Here is a 22,740-nt window from a genome sequence, read left to right as displayed (position 1 = left end):
GATTTGTCGAAAGTTTATGCGAAACAATTAAAATGGCTTGAGTAAGAATATAACCACGCCTGTTGCATCTGAGCATCCTAGTTGAGTGCAAATCTTAGGTAGCTATAAAATGTATAATTCCCCTAAATCCTGCTAAAGTAACAATTTCAGTTTAAAAATCCCAGACAAAGACAAAATTACCCATTCACTAACCTATGAATGAAGTTGATTTAGCATTTACCCCAGCACTAGAGTTGGCGCAATTAATTCGTCGCCGGGAAATATCACCGCTAGAGTTGGTAGAAATATATTTAGAACGGATTGGGCAATTAAATCCTCAATTAGGAAGTTATTTTACGGTAACGGCAGAATTGGCGATCGCAGATGCCAAAGCCAAAACAGAATTATTGACAACTACCTCAGAATTACCGCCATTTTTTGGCGTGCCGATTTCCATTAAAGACCTCAATGCTGTAGCAGGTGTTACCTGTACTTACGGGAATCCGGCATTACTGAATAATATTCCTAACTATGACGATGGAGTTGTGACAAGGATTAAGCAAGCTGGATTTACTATTCTCGGTAAAACAGCCACTTCCGAATTAGGTTCATTTCCATACAGTGAACCTGCGGGTTTTCCCCCAGCAAGGAATCCGTGGAATTTAGAATACACCCCTGGCGGTTCCAGTGGTGGCGCAGCGGCGGCGGTAGCAGCGGCATTATGTGCGATCGCTCAAGGTTCTGATGGTGGTGGTTCAATTCGGGGGCCTGCGGCTTGTTGTGGTTTGGTGGGACTCAAACCATCCAGAGGCAGAGTGAGTAAAGCACCCGTAGGCGAACGCCTCGCGGGAATTGCCGTCAATGGCCCCATCGCCCGGACTGTCGCTGATGCTGCTGCCCTTTTGGATGCTATCTCTGGCTATGTCACAGGCGATCCTTACTGGTTGCCAGATCCCGAACCATCATTTCTCGCCGCCACTCAGACAAAACCTGGTGCTTTGCGAATTGCCTTTGACACTAGCATTTCTCCTTTGGGAGAAGCTGATGCTAACTGTCAGCAAGGTGTCCGCCAAACTGTCCAGTTATTAGAACAACTCGGCCACCACGTTGAACAGAAATCCCCGGATTTCAGTGCTTTAGTTGAACCATTTCAAATTGTCTGGCAAGCTGGGGTAGCGGCGGCGGGACTTCCGGTTGAAGCCTTGCAACCATTGAATCGCTGGCTATTTGCACGCACAGGTTCCGTTGCCCAGTACCTCCAAGCAGTTTCTCAAATGCAGGTAGTGGCACGGCAGATTGTGGCGTTTTTCGATACCGTGGATGTGTTGGTATTGCCAGTTTATTTACATTCACCTATCCGCATTGGAGAATGGGCTTCGTTGAGTCCAGAAGAGACATTCCAAAATATTATTGAGTGGGTTGCCCCTTGTCCGCCTGCGAATGCAACTGGACAACCTGCGATCGCAATTCCTGTAGGCTTTGACAGTAATGGTTTACCCATGAGTGTGCAGCTAATTGGTAAACCTGCTGCTGAAGCCACAATCATCAGCCTAGCAGCACAACTGGAAGCCGCTAACCCTTGGATTCATCATCGTCCAGCCTTGGCAATATCGGGCTAATCATGCAGGCATCCCTGGAACAACTTTCGCAAATTATCGTGTTTGCTGGTTTAGAAACAGCAGGGAAGATCGTTTTGCAGCCTTACACTCAGGTGCAAAGCGATGGCAAAAGAGAGATTATTCTCCATGAAGGCGATCGCTTAGGGAACTCCAAGAAATAAATTATCCAATATTGTGGAGTGGGCAACATGAGCGCCCAGTCCATAATAAGGGAAAACTTTACAGATCCTCATTGCGTGTGGACTTGACAAAAAGCCAACTGATGTAGAAAGATTCATTTAAGTCCCTTTCGTCCCACATCTCGAAGTGGGTAGGAGGCAATGCATGATTGGCAGTATTTCTTTAACCACGATCGCAGCAATTTAAATCAAGGCACTTACCGCATCTTTGAGCCGGAGTGGAAAGCAGAGATTCTCCACTGGTTCCGCCAAAAGGATGTAGATAAGCAGCAGAAAGAAGATTTTATCCAAGCTTTAATAGATTTTGATGACGGTTGCGGCGATTTTTATCGGTATCGCGCCTATTTTTTGGCGGCTGAGGCTTTATCCCAGTTTCCAGAATGTAGTTTGGGTGATGCAATTGTAGAACAACTGCTCAAATGGAGTTATGCCTATTTTCGGCAAGATAAAAGTGATTGGCAGATACTACCAAAACCATTGGTGAAAACAGCTAGAAAAACCCTGGAATTAACCGACAGAAAACGGGTAATTGCTGCGTTTGTGCATTTGGTTCATACTACAGAAAGTCGTTCAATTCTCCGAGTTGCAGCCGAGAAGTTAGGAACACTCGATCCGGGTAATAAAAGTGCGATCGCAGCCTTGGCTTTGATGCCGATTACTGAGGAGAGACACGGATACCAGAGAAGTTCTAGTCTAAGCAAAATCGCCGTTGGTAATGAAACTGCGATCGCTGTTCTAGTTAATGACATTAAAAATATACCAGATCGGAAAATTTGCACGCATGGAATTACAGCTTTGGGAGATATCGCTGACGGCAATCACGCTGCGATCGCTGCATTAGTTCACCTTGTAGAGACTACCCTGAATAAGGACAATTGTTCCAATGCGATCGCAGCTTTGAGAAAAATTGCAGTTGGTAATCAAACTGCGATCGCAGCCCTTGTCAAATTCTTACAAATAAACCAGGGTGATAGAATCTGTTTTGATGCAGCTCAAGCTTTGTGGCAAATTGATCCTGGTAATGCACCTGTACTCAAGGGTTTAGTCCACATTCTCGAAACTTCTGCGAATACATCTCTTATAAATCGCGCGGCTACATATCTACTGGAAATTGAGCCAGAGAATAAAACTGCGATCGCTACTTTATCCAAAACACTTGAAACCTCTCAGTCTGACGGCGAACGTTTGCAAGCAGCAAAAAGTCTCGTACAAGTAGACTCTAATAATCAAATTGCAATTAATGTCTTATTAGAGTTAGTTAAAAATCTGGGTCAATCCCCAAAAGATCCATATTATACACAATGTCTCGCGTGGGAAGCAACTAGAACTCTGTCGCAAATCGATCCCAGTAATAAAATTGCAATTAATGCTCTAGTTGATCTGATTAGAACTGCTAACCATCATTCTTACCTCAACCTAGCAGTGCAGGATTTAGGGCTTTTTGGTGCTGGTAATGAAACTGCAATTGCAACTTTAATCGAGTTAATCGCCTCCACTAAAGATGATTCCCTATTATGCGATGCCGCTGAGAGTCTAGGAAAAATTGATTCAGGTAATAAAGTGGTGGTTAGCACGTTATCTCATGTACTTGAAACTACTCAAGATGAATGGGGACGTTTGTATGTAGCCAAAAGCCTACTGGAAATTGATCCTGTCAATCTAAAGGCGATCGCGACTTTATGCCAAATAATGGAAATAAATCCTTATCAAGATGAATCAATCTTGACGGATGCAGTTCAAAATTTAGAACAACTCAATCTAGAAAACAAATTGATTAAAGAGAAGCTCAACGAAGTTATCTCTACTCTGATCCAATTTATTCAAATCTATCAACAAGATGATGACAATAAAGACTGCTTCAGCAACAAAGCCACTATTCGGCTACCCTATGAATCCTGTCTTTTGGATATAGCTGATAGTTTGACAAAAATACTCCAAAAAGAACATTTACCACAAGTAGTCATAACCCTAAAAGACTATCTAGGTAAACAGTTCTACAAAAACAATTCATATCGCTACGAAGCCGTATTTAAAATCATCTGGCATTGTGCTGAAAATCTAACTTACCCAGATTTCCATAAAGCAATCAACTAAACAACAAGCGCAGAGTTCTTATCTTCCTTCGCGTACCTCTGCGCTTCCCTCCGCGTCCCTTTGCGTTAAAAAACAATCTCCTCCCTCATCCTCTCTTCCAGCACATCCAATAACCCATCTACATCCTTCCCAACTTGCTCAAAACAAATCGGTGGCGCTGGTTCCGGTGCAAACTGAATTAACTTAATTTCCCCCTTCCCAATCCCAATCATCACAACTTCCACTTCCGGCTTGTGATTCTCCACAATCCCCAAAATTTCTTGAAGCCGATTCTCAACTCTAATATTTAAATTCTCTATCTGTTCTTTCGGACAATAAACAAAATGCGGTGTTGGTTGCAAATCAATACCAACAGTACCCTGACTGTCACCATTTGCTAACCACAATCCCCAAAACAGCGCCGCCAATTCCTGCTGATTTGCTTTGACAAACTTATCTAACTGGCGACGCCACTTAGTATCACCTGATTCTGGTTGACTATTACCAAAAAACATAAATCATTCGTAATGAAGACACAGACAATAGGCGAAACTTATCTCAAACCTGACTGTACACGCCAGAGGCCGGAATAAATACCGTCTTTCTCCAGCAATTGCTCATGGGTTCCCGACTCTACTAATTTCCCATGTTCCATGACATAAATGCAATCGGCATTGCGGATAGTGGAAAGACGATGAGCGATCGCAATTGTAGTTCTATCTACTGTAATCCGTTCTAGCGATCGCTGGATTGCCGCTTCTGTTTCATTATCCACTGCTGAGGTCGCTTCGTCTAAAACTAGAATGGGGGGATTTTTGAGAACTGCACGGGCGATCGCAATCCGTTGTCTTTGTCCACCAGATAACTTTTGTCCTCTTTCCCCCACAATTGTCCCATAACCTTCGGGCAAGTTAACAATAAATTCGTGTGCCTCGGCTATCTTCGCCGCCGTGATGATTTCTTGCTCTGTAGTTTCAAAGCTACCATAAGCAATATTCTCCGCTACAGTGCCATGAAATAGAAACACATCTTGACTCACCAAACCGATGCAGCGCCGTAAATCTTGCAAATTCAAACTTTGCAAATCAATCCCATCCAGAGTAATGCTTCCAGCTTGCACCTCATACAACCGCAACAATAGTTTGACTAAAGTGCTTTTTCCAGAACCAGTAGAACCGACAATTGCAATAGTTTTCCCCGCCGGAATATCCAAAGACAGATTTTTAATCACTGGAAATCTATCTTTATAGGCAAAATAAACATTGTTAAATTGCACTTCACCGCGCACTTCATTCACAGGTAAAGCTACATCACCTGTATGAATGGCGATAGGAGTATCTAACAAATTCATAACTCGATTAGTAGAAGCCATTGCCCTTTGATATTGGTCAAATGTTTCGCCTAATCTAGTTAAAGGCCACAGCAATCGCTGGATTAAAAACACTAAGACGCTGTAAGTTCCTACAGACATTGAACCCGAAACCGCTGCCATCCCGCCATATAAAAGTAATGCCGTGAAACCCACCAAAATCAGCATCCGAATTAGCGGCACAAAAGCAGCAGAAAGAGTAATTGCCTTAGAATTACTGTGGCGATAAGCATCACTATCTAATTCTAAACGAGAGGCTTCATAAGCTTCAGATGTGAAGCTTTTAATAGTGGTAATTCCGCTGATATTGTTTGACAACCGCGAATTGAGAAAACCTACCTTTTCGCGGACATCAGCATAGCGAGGCGCAAGCAGTCGTTGGTAGGCAAAAGAACCCCAAAGAATAAATGGCATCGGTGACAAAGCCATCCAAGCTACACTAGGAGCCAAAATAAAGAAAGCAGCGCCAATAATTAGAACAGTTGCGGAAACTTGGATAATATCATTTGCTCCCCCATCTAAAAACCGCTCTAATTGGTTAATATCATCACTGAGGATAGACATTAAACCGCCAGTGCTGCGTTCTTCAAAATAAGCCAATTCCAACTCTTGCAAATGTTTGTAGGCATCCAAACGCAAGTCATGCTGAATATTCTGAGCCAAATTCCGCCAAAGTCGCTCGTAAGCGTACTCAAAAACCGATTCTAGTATCCAAATGACCACAGTCAGGAAGGAAATAATCAAAAATTGTTGAAAGACATCCCGTACCCCTAACTGTGCAATTATGGAATCCTGTTTCTTGACTACCACATCCACCGCCACCCCAATTAAACCGGGTGGTGCCAAGTCAAAAAACTTATTGAGGATAGAATAAGTAGTCGCCAGCCAAATTTGTTTACGATACTGGTGTCCATACTCAAGCAAACGCTGGAGAGGATGCGCTGAATGTTTACGCCTTTTTGATGCCCGATGAGATTTTAATACAGTAGCCACGGCTTTTTGCGATTTCGTGTGACTGATATTACCACGGAACAAAGTCTTGAGTCCTAAGTCCTGAGTCTGAAGATTGATTCAGGCAGACTAGTGAGAAACTAGTAACTGAGTTTATTCAAGAGCAGGGGAGCAGGGGGGCAGAGGAGCAGGGGAGCATGGGGAGAATAAGAAATGACCAATGACAAATGACAAATGACTAACTAAATATTGGAGAAAGGAATTTGAAAAATCAGCAATTTGGTAATTGGCAAACCACAGTTTTAGGAATTGTGTTAGCAATACTAGTGATTATCGGGCTAAATTCCTTTATCATTATTAACCCAGGACAAGCAGGAGTAATCAGCATCTTGGGTAAAGCGAGAGATGGTGCTTTATTAGAAGGTATTCACCTGAAACCGCCTTTTATCACTGTGATAGATGTGTATGATTTAACAGTGCAAAAATTTGAAGTTCCAGCGGAGAGTTCTACTAAAGATTTGCAAAATTTATCTGCGAGATTTGCGATTAACTTTCGCCTCGATCCTATACAAGTAGTTGAAGTTAGAAGAAAACAAGGAACATTAGAAAATATCGTCTCAAAAATCATTGCCCCTCAGACACAAGAAGCATTTAAAATTGCCGCCGCAAGAAGAACAGTAGAAGAAGCGATTACGAAACGAAGTGAATTGAAAGAAGACTTCGATCAAGCCTTAGGCGATCGCTTAGACAAATATGGGATAATTGTGTTAGATACTAGCGTAGTTGATTTAGCATTCTCGCCAGAATTTGCCAAAGCAGTTGAAGAAAAACAAATTGCTGAACAGCGGGCGCAAAGAGCCGTTTATGTAGCACGTGAAGCCGAACAAGAAGCACAAGCAGATGTGAATCGCGCTAAAGGTAGAGCAGAAGCTCAAAGACTCTTAGCAGAAACACTCAAAGCCCAAGGAGGACAGTTAGTTCTACAAAAAGAAGCAATTGAAGCTTGGAGAAGTGGCGGCGCTCAGATGCCGAAAGTCCTCGTTATGGGTGGTGACTCCAAAAGCGGCGTTCCCTTCATATTCAATCTTGGGAATGTTCAAAATCAACCTTAATTAGAGTCAACAATACTTAGTCAGTTGGGCTAGTCCCAACTCAAACACAACAGAGAAACCAACAAGATAAAAATTGAAGTTTATGTCAACCCCCAATCGTCACAATCTCACCGCCGAAGAAGCGAAAAAATTACTGAACAAATTCAATTGTCTAGATATTGCTCCTATCCTCGACTCATCAGAAAAAGTAGTAATTCGTAATGCCTTAATTTTGCTCACCCAGCTTGCTGATTACCAAATTTTAGGAATTTGTGCTGATACAGCAGAAGAAGGAATATTGGCAATGAAAACCTATTCTCTGGCTTTGGGTTATGAACCACCAGATAATTTACTTACACCGGAAGGCCCAGTTTATATCAAATTAAATGGTAAAAATGGTCTGTGTTATCTTGATTCATACTCTGGACATCATCGTGGTGTATTAGTATCTTGCCAGTCTTACCACGAAGATGGAATCAACGAAATGTATGGACATCTACCCTTGGATTTATTTGTATAGAGTTCGGCAAATGAATAATGTAGGTAAGGTATGAACCTTGCCTACTTACTAATGGAAAATAATTAACGACTTCAATTTTATGAGTATTATTACACTACAATCAGTCAAAAAAGACTTTGGTATCAAGGAGATTTTAAAAGATGCTAGCTTTAGCATCGATGCTACCGATAAAGTTGGTTTAATTGGTACTAACGGTTCTGGTAAATCAACTCTATTAAAAATGATTGCTGGTTTAGAATCCATTGATAGCGGGCAAATTTTAATCAACTCCGGTTCTAAAATTATCTACTTACCCCAGCAGCCAGATTTAGATGAGAATCACACAGTTTTAGAGCAAGTTTTCGCCGATAGTGGCGAACATATTGCTTTGGTGCGTGAGTATGAAGAACTCACAGATAAATTGGTTCACTATCCAGATGATAGTCAATTGATGTCTCGTCTTTCTGTGGTGATGCAGCAGATGGATACGAATGATGCTTGGGAATTAGAAACTAATGCCAAAATTATCCTGACAAAATTAGGAATCTCTGACTTTGATGCCAAGATAGGCACTTTATCTGGAGGTTATCGCAAGCGCATTGCTTTAGCATCAGCTTTGTTATCAGAACCCGATGTTTTGCTGATGGATGAGCCGACAAACCATCTTGATGCTCTTTCTGTAGAATGGTTACAAAGTTATTTAAATCGCTATCGCGGCGCATTGTTTTTGATTACTCACGATCGCTACTTTCTAGATCGCGTTACCAATCGGATTATTGAAATCGACCGAGGCGACATTTACACCTATTCAGGTAATTACTCATACTACCTCGAAAAGAAAGCTTTGGCTGAAGAATCTGCCGTCAGTAGTCAACGGAAACACCAAGGCTTGTTACGGCGCGAGTTAGAATGGCTCAAAAAAGGGCCGAAAGCCAGAAGTACTAAGCAAAAAGCGAGAATTGACCGCGCTCACGCTCTGCGGGATACTGAATTTAAACAAGTTCAGGGTAAAGTAGATATTTCGACAGTTGGTCGTCGCATTGGCAAAAAGGTTATTGAATTAAATAACGTTTCCAAAGCCTATAATGGGCGCACCCTAATTAATAATTTTACCTACGAATTTAGTCCAGAAGACCGCATCGGCATCATCGGCGCTAACGGTGCTGGTAAATCCACTTTAATGGATATTATTACTGGTCAGATTCAGCCAGATTCAGGTGTTGCAGAAATTGGGACTACGATTCACATCGGTTATTTTGACCAACATTCGGAAGAATTGCTCACAGCATTGAATGAAAATCAGCGCGTGATTGACTACATCAAAGAAGAAGGAGAATTTATCAAAATTACCGATGGTACTCAAATTAGTGCTTCGCAAATGTTGGAGCGGTTTTTGTTTCCTGGTAATCAACAATATGCCCCAATTAGTAAACTTTCTGGTGGTGAAAAACGCCGTTTATTTCTGTTGCGGGTTTTGATGGGTGCGCCCAATGTCTTGATTTTAGATGAACCGACAAACGATTTAGATGTGCAGACATTGGCAGTACTAGAAGATTATTTGGAAGATTTTGTTGGATGTGTAATTGTAGTTTCTCACGATCGCTACTTTCTTGATCGCACCATCGACACAGTATTTTCCTTTGAGGAAGGCGGTAATCTGAGGCAATATCCAGGTAATTACTCGATTTATCTGGACTATAAGAAGGCTGAAGAGGCGCAGCAACAGGCTGCGAACGCTAAGGAGAAGCCGAAAAATGTCGAAGTCCAAAATGGTGCGGTTTCACCCAAGGATGTAGAGAATACCAAGCGGCGGAGATTATCCAATTGGGAGAAAAAAGAATTTGAGCAGTTGGAAGGTAAAATTGCCGAGTTAGAGGCTGAGAAAGCAGAAACCGAGAAAACACTGGCGAATGTCTCACCGGGTAATTATAGCCAAGTGCAGAAATTGTATGATCATGTAGAAAAGCTCAAGCACGCGATCGATGTAGCGACTGAACGCTGGTTAGAATTGGCAGAGATGGAATCTTGATGTTTTAACGTGACGTGAATTAAGACAGGAGACGCAATGAATCGCCGTCTCTACAAAAGACTAATTGTAGAGACGGCGGTTTATCGCGTCTTTATGATGATTTATTTAGCATGGGTGGTTACTGCATTCTATTAACACACCTACCACTCATCTTTTACTTTTGAGTTTTGGAGAATGATTTTCCTGCTTTTTATCCTGCAACCTGCAAATTTTAACCAGCACTGAAATATATTGTTGAGTCATCCAAATCAACGCTTTAATGGATGAGTTCCCTTGGTCAATCTGGCTTTTAGCTTGGAAGCCAATCAAGAATAGTTGCATTGCTAGCAACACAGCAATGGTTTTACCGAGAATTTGACGGACTTGCATTTGGTTATGCCCCAAAGAGTTGATAGATACAGGTTCTCTTTGGGGTTGTGTCCCTAAGCAAATACCCCAATGTCGCGGAAAATGCCTTAGAATCTGGATTACATAAGTTTGGGGTAGTAGTTTCAATCTGGGGTAGCCCCAAACTTCTTACTCAATTTTTTGGATGTAATGCCACGAACTACCTATGGGCCTCAGATTCAAAAGCGAGTCAAGCGTCTGCTGGAGGCGTTGCTTTGTTTTGTCGATGGAGAATTTGAGGATGGTAACTTTAAAATTGAGTCCGACTGGAAAGAAGCAGACAGCGCTAACCCCAAGCTGACTGTGCAGACTACGTTAGTCGTGTTGGAGTTGCTGACGCAAAAAGATAAATATCCTGGCAAGTTAACTAAAGCGCAAATTCGAGAAGCGCTGAATTTGCTGAAGAATTTTTTGAAGATTCTGGAAGATAACCGTCTCCAAACTCAAGGTTCTGATGACTGGCGCTTTACTTTAAAGCTATGGTCAAAGGATAGAGAGAAGAACCTGAAAGGGTTTGATGAAGCGTGGGAAAAGAATAGACCAAAGAAATCGAAAAAATTAGCAGCCAATTCCACCCAAGATGAGGGTGTTGCTACTGTACCCCAAACTAAACTTACTCTATTTCAAGCGCCACCCTTACCCACATACTTTGTAGAACGCCCAGAGTACAGCGATGATTTAAAGACTCGTCTTTTAAATGATTCATCGTCTGATAGTCGCACTTTGGTAATTACTGCGATTCACGGTTTGGGTTCGGTGGGCAAATCTACTTTAGCTGCGGCTTTAGCCCATAATGCAGAAATACAATCTCGTTTTTGTGATGGCATTCTTTGGGCAACATTAGGTCAAGAACCCAATGTGCTGGCTTTACTTAGTGGCTGGGTGCAAGCATTAGGAGACTATAGCTTTAAACCTACCAGTGTTGAAGCAACTTCCTCGCATTTGCGGACTCTGCTTTATGACAAGGCTGTGTTGCTGGTGGTGGATGATGCTTGGAATACCGAAGATGCACAAGCATTTAATTTTGGTGGGGCGCGTTGTCAAGTTTTAGTAACTACTCGTGAAGGTCACATTGCCGATGCCTTAGCAGCCAACACCTACAGCCTGGATATAATGAAACCAGACCAGGCAATGGAATTGCTGACGAAGAAATTAAGACGCGAGATTACAGGCACAGAACGTCACTCAGCAGAAAATTTAGCCAAAGGTGTTGGTTATCTTCCCCTAGCATTGGAACTTGCAGCCGCCGAAGTTGCCTGTGGTACAACTTGGGATCAACTGTTGACGGATATTCAGCAAGAAGTAGCCAGATTAACAAGTTTTGACCGACCGGAAGCTGAAGAAATTACTGATGAGGCTAGTTTAAAACGCCTGAGTTTAACGGCATCATTAAATTTGAGTGTCAAGAGAATGCCACCAGAAAAGCAGCAGCATTTCTCTTGGTTAGGGGTATTGCCGGAGGATGTCAACATTAATAAGATGATGGCGGCAACGCTGTGGCAGATGGATAAGCGTGATGCTGCCAAGATGTTGCAATATTTACGGAATAAAGCATTGCTATTAACAGGATTACCGCTTGCTGATGGTATGCCTACCTATCGTTTACATGACTTATTCCACGATTTAGCTTGTAATTTGTTAACTGCTCCCTCTGAGCCAAAGCGCCCAGGAGATTTGGCTGGGTTGGGTTTAAACCTTGCTGATGTTCACGCTGCTTTTTTAAAGAAGTATCGGCAGAAAACCCAGAATGGTTTATGGCATACTTTACTCGATGATGGTTACATTCATCAGTATTTAGTTTGGCATTTAGAGAAGGCTGGACAAATAGAAGAGATTCACCAGTTATTGCGGGAGGAGTCTGCAACTAGAAAGAATGGCTGGTATGAAGCGCGAGAAAAATTAGCACAAACTGCCGGTTACATCACAGATATTTCTCGTGCCTGGGAACTAGCAGAAGCGAATCGGACTGAATCAACACTAAGCTTGCAGTGTCGTTATGCTTTGATTACTGCATCGATGAATAGTTTGGCAGCTAATCTACCAGCAAATCTGCTGGTAGCGTTGGTCAAAAACAAGATGTGGACTCCCGAACAAGGACTAGCTTATGCCCTGCAAAAACCAGAACCAGAGGAGAAAGTCAATTCGTTGGCAGAACTAGTCAATTATTTGCCACCAAATTTTCAAGAATTAGCACTGCAAAAAGCCTTTGCTGCTGCCAGGGCGATTCAATCTGAGAATTCTCGTGCGAATGCCTTGAGTGCCTTAGCTGACAAACTACCGCCAGAGTTATTGCCAGAAGCTCTTGCTGCTGCCAGAGCTATTCAGAATGAGTATTTTCGTGCAAATGCCTTGAGTGCCTTAGCTGACAAACTGCCAGAATTATTGCCAGAAGCCCTTGCTGCTGCCAGGGCTATTCAGAATGAGTATTTTCGTGCGAATGCCTTGAGTGCCTTAGCTGATAAACTGCCAGATATATTACCAGAAGCCCTTGCTGCTGCCAGGGCTATTCAGGATGAGGATTATCGTGCCTATGCCTTGAGTGCCTTAGCTGACAAACTACCGCCAGAGTTATTGCCACAAGCCCTTGCTGCTGCCAGGGCTATTCAGGATGAGTATTATTGTGCCTATGTCTTAAGTGCCTTAGCTGACAAACTACCAGAGTTATTGCCAGAAGCCATTGCTGCTGTCAGGGCGCAGTCTGAGTATTATCGTGCCAATGCCTTGAGTGCCTTAGCTGACAAAATACCGCCAGAGTTATTCCCAGAAGCGCTTGCTGCTGCCAGGGCGATTCAGTCTGAGTATTATCGTGCCAATGCCTTGAGTGCCTTAACTGACAAACTGCCAGAGTTATTCCCAGAAGCCCTTGCTACTGCCAGGGCGATTCAGTCTGAGGATTATCGTGCCAAAACCTTGAGTGCCTTAGCTGACAAACTACCGCCAGAGTTATTGCCAGAAGCCCTTGCTGCTGCCAGGGCGATTCAGTCTGAGGATTATCGTGCCAAAACCTTAAGTATCTTAGCTGACAAACTGCCAGAGTTATTGCCAGAAACCCTTGCTGCTGCCAGGGCTATTCAGGATGAGGATTATCGTGCCAAAACCTTGAGTATCTTAGCTGACAAACTGCCAGAGTTATTGCCAGAAACTCTTGCTGCTGCCAAGGCTATTCAGTATGAGGATTCTCGTACCGATGCCTTGAGTGCCTTAGCTGACAAACTACCGCCAGAGCTATTGCCAGAAGCCCTTGCTGCTGCCAGGGCTATTCAGTCTGAGGATTATCGTGCCAATGCCTTGAGTGCCTTAGCTGACAAACTGCCAGAGTTATTCCCAGAAGCCCTTGCTGCTGCCAGGGCTATTCAGTCTGAGGATTATCGTGCCAATGCCTTGAGTGCCTTAGCTGACAAACTGCCAGAGTTATTCCCAGAAGCCCTTGCTGCTGCCAGGGCTATTCAGTCTGAGTATTATCGTGCTAAAACCTTGAGTGCCTTAGCTGACAAACTACCGCCAGAGTTATTCCCAGAAGCGCTTGCTGCTGCCAGGGCGATTCAGTCTGAGTATTATCGTGCCAATGCCTTGAGTGCCTTAACTGACAAACTGCCAGAGTTATTCCCAGAAGCCCTTGCTACTGCCAGGGCGATTCAGTCTGAGGATTATCGTGCCAAAACCTTGAGTGCCTTAGCTGACAAACTACCGCCAGAATTATTCCCAGAAGCCCTTGCTGCTGTCAGGGCGCAGCATGAGTATTATCGTGCCCAAGCCTTAAGTGTCTTAGCTGACAAAGTACCGCCAGAGTTATTGCCAGAAACTCTTGCTGCTGCCAGGGCGATTCAGTCTGAGGATTATCGTGCCAAAACCTTGAGTGCCTTAGCTGACAAACTACCGCCAGAGTTATTGCCAGAAGCTCTTGCTGCTGCCAGGGCTATTCAGTCTAAGAATTCTCGTGCCAAAGCCTTGAGTACCTTAGCTGACAAACTGCCAGAGTTATTGCCAGAAGCTCTTGCTGCTGCCAGGGCGATTAAGTCTGAGTATTCTCGTGCCAGTGCCTTGAGTGTCTTAGCTGACAAACTGCCAGAGTTATTGCCAGAAGCTCTTGCTACTGTCAAAGCGATTCAGGATGAGAATTATCGTACCAATGCCTTGAGTGCCTTAGCTGACAAACTGCCACCAGAGTTATTGCCAGAAGCCCTTGCTGCTGCCAAAGCGATTCAGTCTGAGGATTATCGTGCCAATGCCTTGAGTGCCTTAGCGAAAAAACTGCCACCAAAGTTATTGCCAGAAGCCCTTGCTGCTGCCAAGGCGATTCAGGATGAGTATTCTCGTGCCAATACCTTGAGTGCCTTAGCTTCTGGTTTGTCGCAAATGCCAGTTGCCGAACTTTTCTCCCTTTGGCGAGATACACTTCATCAAGTCTCTCTTCGTACTCGCCCTAATTTGTTGCAAAATATCAACGCATTATTTCCAGTTATCTTTGCATTAGGTGGTGAAGCAGCAACCGCAGAAATTGCCCGCGCTATTGTGGATGTAGCGCGATGGTGGAAATAATTTGTAATACTTCTCTACGAGAGGCTGCGCTCAGTACAAGTTTGTAATTCGTAATTTAAGAGAGTTAGATTTAACTTGCATCTGTAGCCTGATTTTGGTCAATTGGTATAAGGGGATGCAGGATCTATAGTTTTAAGCGAAGTGCGATCGCCTTTTACAGCTACTCAACCATCAAGCAGGTATCGAATTTACAAACTCTCTCTGCTGTCCATGAGTGGCCGATCGCAATTAGTCATAAAATCATCACAGAAATTGTCTACACTGTCAATGAGCGATCGCTCTTCTACAAACTGCGATCGCATCAGTCTTTTCTACAGAATACTAAGCGATCGCTTACAAGATTTTTGCCTACGCACTCCCCAACTTGTGGGAGCAGCTACAGAACTTATGGGAGCAGCTACAGAACTTATGGGAGTAGCTACAGAACTTATGGGAGTAGCTACAGAACTTATGGGAGTAGCTACAAAACTTATGGGAGCAACTACAGAACTTATGGGAGCAACTACAGAACTTATGGGAGCAACTACAGAACTTACGGGAGCAACTACAGAACTTGTAGGAGCAACTACAGAACTTACGGGAGTAACTACAGAACTTACGGGAGCAGTGTCCCTTAAAGTTTTGATGAAGCTTAGACAATTATCTATATAAATACCAATATCTAGCAATAAAATTCCGAAATTTTACTGCTAGAACTTGAAAAATTTATTACAAAAACTGCGAGTTTTGCTGAACCAGAATGCAGTTTAATTGAGGCAAGCTAGCTCTATAAGAATTTTAAAGGAGTAGTTTTATGTCTCGTAAAAAACGCACATCCCGTGTTTTAGAAAAAGCTCAGTTAAGATCGGCTGGACTGAAATCGATTGTTCCAAGTGTCAAATTTGATGAAGATTATAGTCTAGAAAAATTAGTTGAGTCAATCGACCTGTTACGCAGTAAAATTGATGTTTATAATACTGCTCTGTCTGTAGTTGACTCTTCTAAAACTGAAATTGAAGAGATGGAAAAAAATTTGAGTCAGCTTTCTGAGAAAATGCTGATGGTGGTTGCAATCAAGTATGGCAAAGATAGCCGCGAATATGAAATGGCGGGTGGTGTTCGCTATAGCGATCGCATCCGTAAAATCAGGTCGAGCCGCTTGAAAAATGTTGCAGAACAAGCATCAGATGAGAATGCTAAAACTGCATAAAATGCAGGATAAGGCATATAGACGTGATGAATCGCCGTTTTTACAAAAGACTGATTATTGTAGAGACGGCGATTTATCGCGTCTTTGAGAAATCCGGAAAAAATTGTTTCCAAAGTACCACCTACGACTTTAGAGTGTTGAAATAACTCAAATAGTTATTTATCTAAAGGCGAGGTATGACAACAAACTTTAGTCGGCGTGAATTTATCTTGCTTGGTTCAGCAGGGTTTAGTACCAGCTTACTGCTGCAAGCTTGCAGTAATAAGCCGACGACACCAACAGCGACAACAACGGGTGGTGCTGAAGGGTTTAAAATAGCGATCGCTCTCCCTGGTACGATTACCGATAAAGGCTGGAATCAATCTGGTTATGAAGGAATCAATCTAGCAAAACAAAAGCTAGGTGCAAAAACCGCCTATGTCGAAAAAGTAGCACAAGCAGATCAAACGGAAGTATTAACAGATTTTGCTCGTAAAGGTTACAATCTCATCTTCGCGCATGGCGGACAATTTGATGCCGCAATTGAACAAGTCGCTTCACAGTTCCCCAACACATTTTTTGTCGGAGTAAATGGTAATCTCAAGGCTGAGAATATTGCTTCTTTACGAATAGATCACTTACAAGCTAGTTATTTGTGTGGCATTATCGGTGCTTCTATTACTAAATCTAATAAATTAGCTTATATTGCCGGCGAGAAATTTCCCGCTACCGAGGGAGAACTGCGGGGATTTGAATTAGGAGCAAAGTCTGTTAAACCAAATATCCAAATTACCTCTACTTTTACAGGTGATTGGAATGATGTTTCCAAAGCTAAAGAAGCGACTCTGGCATTAATTTCTTCTGGTGCTGATGTCATCTATCAATGGTTAGATAATGCTTCAGCCGCAGTTTTACAAACAGCAGGTGAAAAAGGAGTATACGCTTTTGGCAACACCAAGGATCAATTAGATGTTGCACCAAAAGCTGTTTTAACCAGCGCTGTCAAACGCTTAGATTTAGCCATTGCTTACCTAGCAGAATTAGCTAAACAAAAACAAATCAAAGGACAAATATATACAATCGGCCTAGAAAGAACAGATATCTTATTTTTAGGAAAATTTGGAACTGTCATACCGGAAGCAGTAAAACAAAAGGTATTGAATGCAAAGCAAGAGATTGTTAATAAAAAAATCGTTTTTGAAGACTGCAAAGAGGCTGGTAAGGATACGCGCTGCTTGAAGAAAGCAACAACATAGGTTTAGCAAACTAGATTAAAAAACAGGAATAATTGTCTTTGTAGAGACGGCGATTTATCGCATCTGTCTAATGGGCCGGTATTTTAGACGCGATGAATCGCGTCTCTACAATGGAGGTAAGGCAAGGGGTTAGGGATTTTTGCAAGAGGTATCCTACAGTCCTCAACGAGCTATCAGTTTTGTGAATATGAACTATTTACGCTTAAACAATATTACCAAACGCTTTGGGTCTTTTATCGCTAACGACAATATCAATCTCTCTGTCGCATCTGGAAGCATTCATGCAATACTAGGCGAAAATGGCGCAGGTAAGAGTACTTTAATGAATATCATTAGTGGACTCTATCAACCTGATGCTGGTGAGATTTATCTCCAAGAAAAACCAATAAAAATCACCTCACCAAATGAAGCAATTAAATTAGGTATTGGCATGATTCACCAACATTTTATGCTTGTGCCAAAACTTACTGTCACAGAAAATATCATCTTAGGGATGGAGAAAACTTGGCGGCTAAATCTAGAAGATAAACAGCAAGAAATCGCCGCCTTATCCCAAGCTTATGGATTAAAAATTGACCCCACTGCTAAAGTTGAAAATTTATCTGTTGGGGCACAACAACGGGTAGAAATTCTCAAAGTTCTCTACCGTCGAGCAAAGTTGTTGATTCTTGATGAACCTACAGCAGTTTTGACACCGCCAGAAGTAGAATCATTAATTGCTATCTTGCGACAATTGGCAGCAGCAGGTAACACAATAATTTTTATCAGTCATAAATTAAAAGAAGTAATGCATCTCTGTGATTCCGTCACAGTTTTGCGCCAGGGAAAGGTAGTAGGAACAACATCAACTGAAGCGGCGACACCTCAGCAGTTAGCAACATTAATGGTAGGACGAGAAGTAGCTTTGCAGTTAAATAAAAGTCCGACGTTACCAGGAGAAATCATTCTGTCGGTGCAAAATTTGCAAGTTGCTGACGAAAGAAATATTCTTGCTGTAAAGAATGTATCTTTTGAACTGCGGGCAGGAGAAATTTTAGGAATTGCTGGTGTCGATGGCAATGGACAGCGAGAATTAGCTGATGCCATCGCTCTTGTGCGGACTATTAAGCAGGGTAAAATTGATTTTACGCCCAAGCATTCCTCAGTGGGCTACATCCCAGAAGATAGGCAGACAATGGGATTGGTGTTGCAATTTAGCATCGCCCAAAATTTGATTTTAAAAGCTTTTAAATATCTACCATTTTGTCGCCGTTTTTTGTTACAACAAGAAGCGATCGCTAATCGTGCCCAAGCTGCAATGCAAGAGTTTGACATTCGGGCCAATGGGATTGATATCAAGGTAAGTCAGCTTTCGGGAGGTAATCAACAAAAAGTGGTGTTAGCGCGAGAACTGGCGCAAACACCAGCTTTAATTATCGCTATGCAACCTACAAGGGGGTTAGATGTAGGCGCGACATTAGCCGTCCAGTCTCGAATATTAACAGAACGCGATCGCGGTGCCGCAATTTTGTATATTTCTACTGAGTTAGAAGAAGTGATGGCAATGAGCGATCGCATTGCTGTAATCTACAGAGGTGAGTTTGTGGCTATTTTGGATGCAGCCACGGCGAAGGTAGAAGAAATTGGTTTGTTGATGGCTGGGGGATTTTCTTGATAAATTTACTAAACGAAAATCTAAATCAGTAGACAATTAACAATAAAAACAGAAAAAATTCATAAAGGTGACTCTATGACTCAAGCTTTACCTAAAACCAAGCTAGTAACCTTTAAAGAATTTGTACAGTGGAAACCTGACGGGGGGCGATATGAACTGCATGATGGAGTAATTGTAGAAATGACACAACCATTAGGCGATCATGAAGAGATCACAGGATTTTTAGCTACAAAAATTCCAATCGAATACGATCGGCTTAAACTTCCTTACTTCATACCAAAAACAGCACTCGTAAAACCACCTGAAAATGAATCCGGTTATTCTCCAGATGTATTAATAATCAATCGCTCCAATCTGGTAAATGAACCTTTGTGGAAAAAGGAATCTACTGTTACTCAGGCAGCATCAATTCCTTTGGTGATTGAGGTAGTTAGTACCAATTGGCGTACTGACTATTACACTAAACGTGGTATGTATGAAGAAGTTGGTATTCTAGAGTATTGGATTGTAGATTACCTAGCTCTGGCAGGCAAATCGTTCATTGGCAATTCCAAAGAGCCTACAATATCGATTTATTCACTAGTTGAGGGCGAATACCAAGTCAGACAGTTCCGTGGGAGCGATCGCATTATCTCACCTACTTTCCCGGAATTGAATTTAACCGCCGAGCAGATTTTTCAAGCTGGAAACACTACTACATAAAGTTGACTTAAATTAATTTTAGAGATGGCAAGCCATATTTGATTAAGTTGCCTGGCTTCAGAACTTACATTTATAACATTGAGAAATGCAGAGAAGGCGATCGCTTTAGGGAAGTTTCAAAATGCGATTTTCTATGTTCCCAGTTATGCCTCAGTGCAAGCGTTCTATTAGGTTAGACTCGTGCTGACACTAATTAATCGATTGCTACCCCTACTATCACCGCTCATTGCGATCGCCTCCGCTCTCATCGTCGGTGCTATCCTCATGCTAATTGCTGGGGCAAATCCCATCACTGCATACAGCATCTTATTTCAAGAATCTCTTTCTACCTACTTTGGATTTGGTAACACACTCACCAAAATGACACCGCTATTGTTCGCTAGTTTAGGCGTGTTAGTGGCGTTGCGGGCTGGGCAATTTAATATCGGTGGAGAAGGACAAATTTATCTGGGTGCGTTGGGAAGTACTTTAATTGGGCTATACGTGCAAGGATTACCTGCGGTGATTCATATCCCTCTAGCACTTTTGGCAGGATTTTTCTTTGGTGCAGTTTGGGGTTGGATTCCTGGTTATCTCAAAGCCATGCGCGGAGTAAATGAGGTAATTACTACATTATTGTTCAACTATATCGCCGTCAATTTAGTTAGCTACCTCGTCCAAAATCCATTAATGGCAATAGGTGCGCCTAGTCCTTATTCGCCATTAATTGCTAAAACATCCCGTTTGCCGATTATATTACCGCAAAGCCTCGCCCATGCTGGGATTTTATTCGGTTTAATTGCCGCAGGTATTTTATGGATATTGTTAGTGCGATCGCCTCTAGGTTATCAAATTACAGCAGTCGGATTTAACCCCATTGCTGCCCGTTATGCCCACATATCTGTTGAACGTACCATTATGCTGGTGATGGCTGCTGCGGGTGGTTTAGCTGGGTTAGCTGGAAGTTGTGAGGTGATGGGGTTGAAATATCGGCTATTTGAACAAGTTTCCCCAGGTTATGGATTTGATGCCATTGCGATCGCTTTTTTAAGTCGTGGTAGTGTTATCGGTGTAGTCTTAACTTCTTTGTTTTTTGCAGCGCTTCGCAGTGGTGCAAATGTGATGCAGCGTAGTGCAGGTGTGCCAGTAACAGTAGTTTACGCGATTCAAGGGTTTATGGTGTTATTTATTGCTATCAGTCTCGCAGTGGAAAGAGAAATAACGCAAAGGGGCGCGAAGGTTTAACGCAGAGGAACACAAAGAAAACTCTGCGATACTTTGCGCTTCCCTCTGCGAACCTCTGCGTTTAAAAAAGGGTTTATGAATAATCTCAACTTCTTCTCCGATTACTTAACAGCTACCTTACGTCTAACCGTCTCCTTAGCATTTGCAGCCCTTGGAGGATTGTACTCGGAACGTTCGGGGGTGTTAAATATCGCCTTAGAAGGAATGTTACTTACAGGTGCTTTTACTAGCGCTGCTGCCACTTTCTACACAGGTAATCCCTGGCTTGGTATCCTCGCTTCCTTAATTGCAGGTGGATTAATCGGACTACTCCATGCTGTTTTGTGTGTAACTTTGCGTGTCGATCAATTGGTATCTGGGCTAGCAATTAATCTCGTCGCAGCTGGATTAACATCGTTTTTAGCCCGGTTGGTGTTTAGTGGTAGTAGTACACAGCAATTACCTGGAATTGGGACAATTATGATTCCTGGTTTAACCAATATTCCCCTAATCGGGCCGCTACTATTTCAGTCAGATTTTTTAGTATATTTATTATTTGTCATAGTTATTTTAACTACATACCTTTTATTTAAAACTAGCTTTGGGTTGACATTGCGGGCAGTGGGTGAATCTCCGAAAGCTGCTGACACGGCTGGAATTTCAGTAGCATTTGTCCGTTATATCGCAGTGGTGATTAGTGGCTGCCTTGCGAGTTTAGGAGGTGCTTATTTAACATTGGTACAGGTAAGATTTTTTGCCGAAGGGATGAGTGCTGGTAAAGGATTTATTGCGATCGCAGCATTAATTTTTGGCAGATGGCATCCCATAGGTAGTGCTTTAGCTTGTTTGCTATTTGGGGCTACAGAAGCTTTACAACTGCGAATTCAGGCATTAGGGGTAAATATACCTTACCAATTTTTAGTCATGCTACCTTATGCGATCGCATTATTGGCATTAGTCGGTAAGTTGGGGAAATCTACACCCCCAAAAGCTTTAGGTACTCCTTACTTTGGAGGCGATCGCCACTCAGATTAATTTAACCCACGTCGCCACCCATTCTTTTTGCTACTTCATTCATAATTTCTTTACTGCTATAGTCTGGCTTTGATGGATCTATTGGTTCTAACGGACGAAAAATAGCTAACTGAGATTTTGGAGTCAACATTTGTTGTAACTTGCTTTCACAGATACCAATTTTTTCCTCAAACATCAGTTCAGCACCATGTTCTAATTCATCATGAATAACATTGAGATCCCGTAAGCCTCTGTAAGTAAAAGTTACAGTTTGATTTTTGGGATTGAGATATGTGTCGTTACTCTCATAACCAAGTTCTTCGGCTTTCTCAAAAGCTTCTTCTGGTGAAGAAGCGCGGACAAGAACAATATTTACATGAATAACATTGTGTGGATTTCCCTCAACGTTACACTCGATCACCAATTCAGCAATATACCACGTTGCGTTTTTGGGAATGTATGCCATTGTTTATAAAACCAAAATTTTCTATCACTCATGGTATCACTGAGGATTAGCATTAAGTACTTTCATTACATTTGCGATCAGCAAGTTTGTGAACTCTGAACTATATCATTGCTCAACTTAAGTATTAAATAAAAAGATTACCAATATTTAGGAAAAGCAAAGACGTGAACCGTTTCCAAAAGCTATCCTCAATTGTGTTCCTGCTATTAACCTTCACTTATCCACCTGTTTTAGCTGAGGCTAAGGATAATACTCTAAATAATGTTCTCAATCAACAGAGTATTGACGCACAGACAAAATTAGTTGGAGAGCAAAGTGAAGAGTTTTTGTTAGCTCGCAGACGAACTCGACGACGTTATCATAGACGGCAACGAACTGGAAGATATTATTACCAACGCCAGCGAAATCGACAACATTATTACAGACGACGCTATCGCTCTATAGATTATCACGGACAACGATATCGTTATGGAGAATGGGAACTTGTACGCGATCGTCATGGACGATTAATGTATGATTGGCAGCGTTAATAGTAAGCTTCACACTCAATTTTTCCTAAGAA

Annotated in this window: 19 protein-coding genes; 15 read left to right on the top strand and 4 right to left on the bottom strand. The window is 42.4% G+C overall.

The window, feature by feature from the left end:
* Positions 1-194: 194 nt before the first annotated feature.
* The 3 genes from FD723_RS25735 (at position 195) to FD723_RS25725 (ending at position 3,871) form a co-directional block, all read left to right on the top strand.
* Entirely contained in the window at positions 195-1,598 is a 1,404-nt protein-coding gene (locus tag FD723_RS25735) for an amidase (protein WP_179067898.1), read from the top strand.
* Positions 1,599-1,600: 2 nt separating this feature from the next.
* Positions 1,601-1,759, top strand: a complete 159-nt coding sequence (locus tag FD723_RS25730) for a hypothetical protein (protein WP_306296991.1) — start codon at positions 1,601-1,603, stop codon at positions 1,757-1,759.
* 159 nt (positions 1,760-1,918) lie between these two features.
* Positions 1,919-3,871 (top strand): HEAT repeat domain-containing protein, encoded by a 1,953-nt coding sequence (locus FD723_RS25725; protein ID WP_179067897.1) that lies wholly within the window; start codon positions 1,919-1,921, stop codon positions 3,869-3,871.
* Positions 3,872-3,936: 65 nt separating this feature from the next.
* Here FD723_RS25725 and FD723_RS25720 read toward each other — a convergent pair whose 3' ends face one another.
* Entirely contained in the window at positions 3,937-4,365 is a 429-nt protein-coding gene (locus FD723_RS25720; protein ID WP_179067896.1) for a hypothetical protein, read from the bottom strand.
* Between the two features lie 38 nt (positions 4,366-4,403).
* On the bottom strand, positions 4,404-6,212 hold the full coding sequence (locus FD723_RS25715; RefSeq protein ID WP_179067895.1) for an ABC transporter ATP-binding protein: 1,809 nt from the start codon (positions 6,210-6,212) through the stop codon (positions 4,404-4,406).
* 221 nt (positions 6,213-6,433) lie between these two features.
* On the opposite strand from FD723_RS25715, the gene FD723_RS25710 reads away from it, so the two are divergent.
* The 3 genes from FD723_RS25710 (at position 6,434) to FD723_RS25700 (ending at position 9,789) form a co-directional block, all read left to right on the top strand.
* On the top strand, positions 6,434-7,282 hold the full coding sequence (locus FD723_RS25710) for a prohibitin family protein (RefSeq protein WP_179067894.1): 849 nt from the start codon (positions 6,434-6,436) through the stop codon (positions 7,280-7,282).
* Positions 7,283-7,364: 82 nt separating this feature from the next.
* Positions 7,365-7,781, top strand: coding sequence for a DUF1824 family protein (locus FD723_RS25705; RefSeq protein ID WP_179067893.1), 417 nt, complete (start codon positions 7,365-7,367; stop codon positions 7,779-7,781).
* Positions 7,782-7,860: 79 nt separating this feature from the next.
* The gene (locus FD723_RS25700; RefSeq protein ID WP_179067892.1) at positions 7,861-9,789 is read left to right on the top strand and encodes an ABC-F family ATP-binding cassette domain-containing protein; all 1,929 of its coding nucleotides are present in this window, start codon (positions 7,861-7,863) and stop codon (positions 9,787-9,789) included.
* Between the two features lie 147 nt (positions 9,790-9,936).
* On the opposite strand, the gene FD723_RS25695 is transcribed toward FD723_RS25700, so the two are convergent.
* Positions 9,937-10,158, bottom strand: coding sequence for a hypothetical protein (locus FD723_RS25695; RefSeq protein WP_179067891.1), 222 nt, complete (start codon positions 10,156-10,158; stop codon positions 9,937-9,939).
* A 168-nt stretch (positions 10,159-10,326) separates the two neighbouring features.
* Between FD723_RS25695 and FD723_RS25690 the strand changes: the two genes are divergently transcribed.
* The 8 genes from FD723_RS25690 to FD723_RS25655 all read left to right on the top strand — a co-directional run bounded on the left by FD723_RS25690 (position 10,327) and on the right by FD723_RS25655 (position 21,733).
* Positions 10,327-14,715, top strand: coding sequence for an NB-ARC domain-containing protein (locus FD723_RS25690; protein WP_179067890.1), 4,389 nt, complete (start codon positions 10,327-10,329; stop codon positions 14,713-14,715).
* A 141-nt stretch (positions 14,716-14,856) separates the two neighbouring features.
* Entirely contained in the window at positions 14,857-15,366 is a 510-nt protein-coding gene (locus FD723_RS25685) for a hypothetical protein (RefSeq protein WP_179067889.1), read from the top strand.
* A 142-nt stretch (positions 15,367-15,508) separates the two neighbouring features.
* On the top strand, positions 15,509-15,904 hold the full coding sequence (locus FD723_RS25680; RefSeq protein WP_179067888.1) for a hypothetical protein: 396 nt from the start codon (positions 15,509-15,511) through the stop codon (positions 15,902-15,904).
* Positions 15,905-16,080: 176 nt separating this feature from the next.
* Positions 16,081-17,139, top strand: a complete 1,059-nt coding sequence (locus tag FD723_RS25675) for a BMP family protein (RefSeq protein ID WP_179067887.1) — start codon at positions 16,081-16,083, stop codon at positions 17,137-17,139.
* A 187-nt stretch (positions 17,140-17,326) separates the two neighbouring features.
* A complete protein-coding gene (locus FD723_RS25670; protein ID WP_179067886.1) occupies positions 17,327-18,793 on the top strand; it encodes an ABC transporter ATP-binding protein in 1,467 nt (488 codons plus the stop codon).
* A gap of 75 nt (positions 18,794-18,868) precedes the next feature.
* Entirely contained in the window at positions 18,869-19,495 is a 627-nt protein-coding gene (locus FD723_RS25665; protein ID WP_179067885.1) for a Uma2 family endonuclease, read from the top strand.
* Positions 19,496-19,675: 180 nt separating this feature from the next.
* Complete coding sequence (locus tag FD723_RS25660; RefSeq protein WP_179067884.1) at positions 19,676-20,719, top strand: ABC transporter permease; 1,044 nt, start codon at positions 19,676-19,678, stop codon at positions 20,717-20,719.
* A gap of 75 nt (positions 20,720-20,794) precedes the next feature.
* Positions 20,795-21,733 carry an ABC transporter permease gene (locus tag FD723_RS25655; RefSeq protein WP_179067883.1) on the top strand — a complete coding sequence of 313 codons (939 nt, stop codon included), beginning with the start codon at positions 20,795-20,797 and terminating at the stop codon, positions 21,731-21,733.
* Between the two features lies 1 nt (position 21,734).
* On the opposite strand, the gene FD723_RS25650 is transcribed toward FD723_RS25655, so the two are convergent.
* Positions 21,735-22,178: a DUF4288 domain-containing protein gene (locus FD723_RS25650; RefSeq protein ID WP_179067882.1), complete on the bottom strand. Its 444-nt coding sequence runs from the start codon at positions 22,176-22,178 to the stop codon at positions 21,735-21,737.
* Between the two features lie 164 nt (positions 22,179-22,342).
* Between FD723_RS25650 and FD723_RS25645 the strand changes: the two genes are divergently transcribed.
* The gene (locus FD723_RS25645; RefSeq protein WP_179067881.1) at positions 22,343-22,708 is read left to right on the top strand and encodes a hypothetical protein; all 366 of its coding nucleotides are present in this window, start codon (positions 22,343-22,345) and stop codon (positions 22,706-22,708) included.
* The last annotated feature ends 32 nt before the right edge of the window (positions 22,709-22,740 follow it).

The organism is Nostoc sp. C052, from assembly GCF_013393905.1.
Taxonomy (GTDB): Bacteria; Cyanobacteriota; Cyanobacteriia; order Cyanobacteriales; family Nostocaceae; genus Nostoc.
The sequence above is the reverse complement of the archived record's forward strand: the minus strand, read 5'-3'. Positions and strand labels throughout refer to the sequence as shown.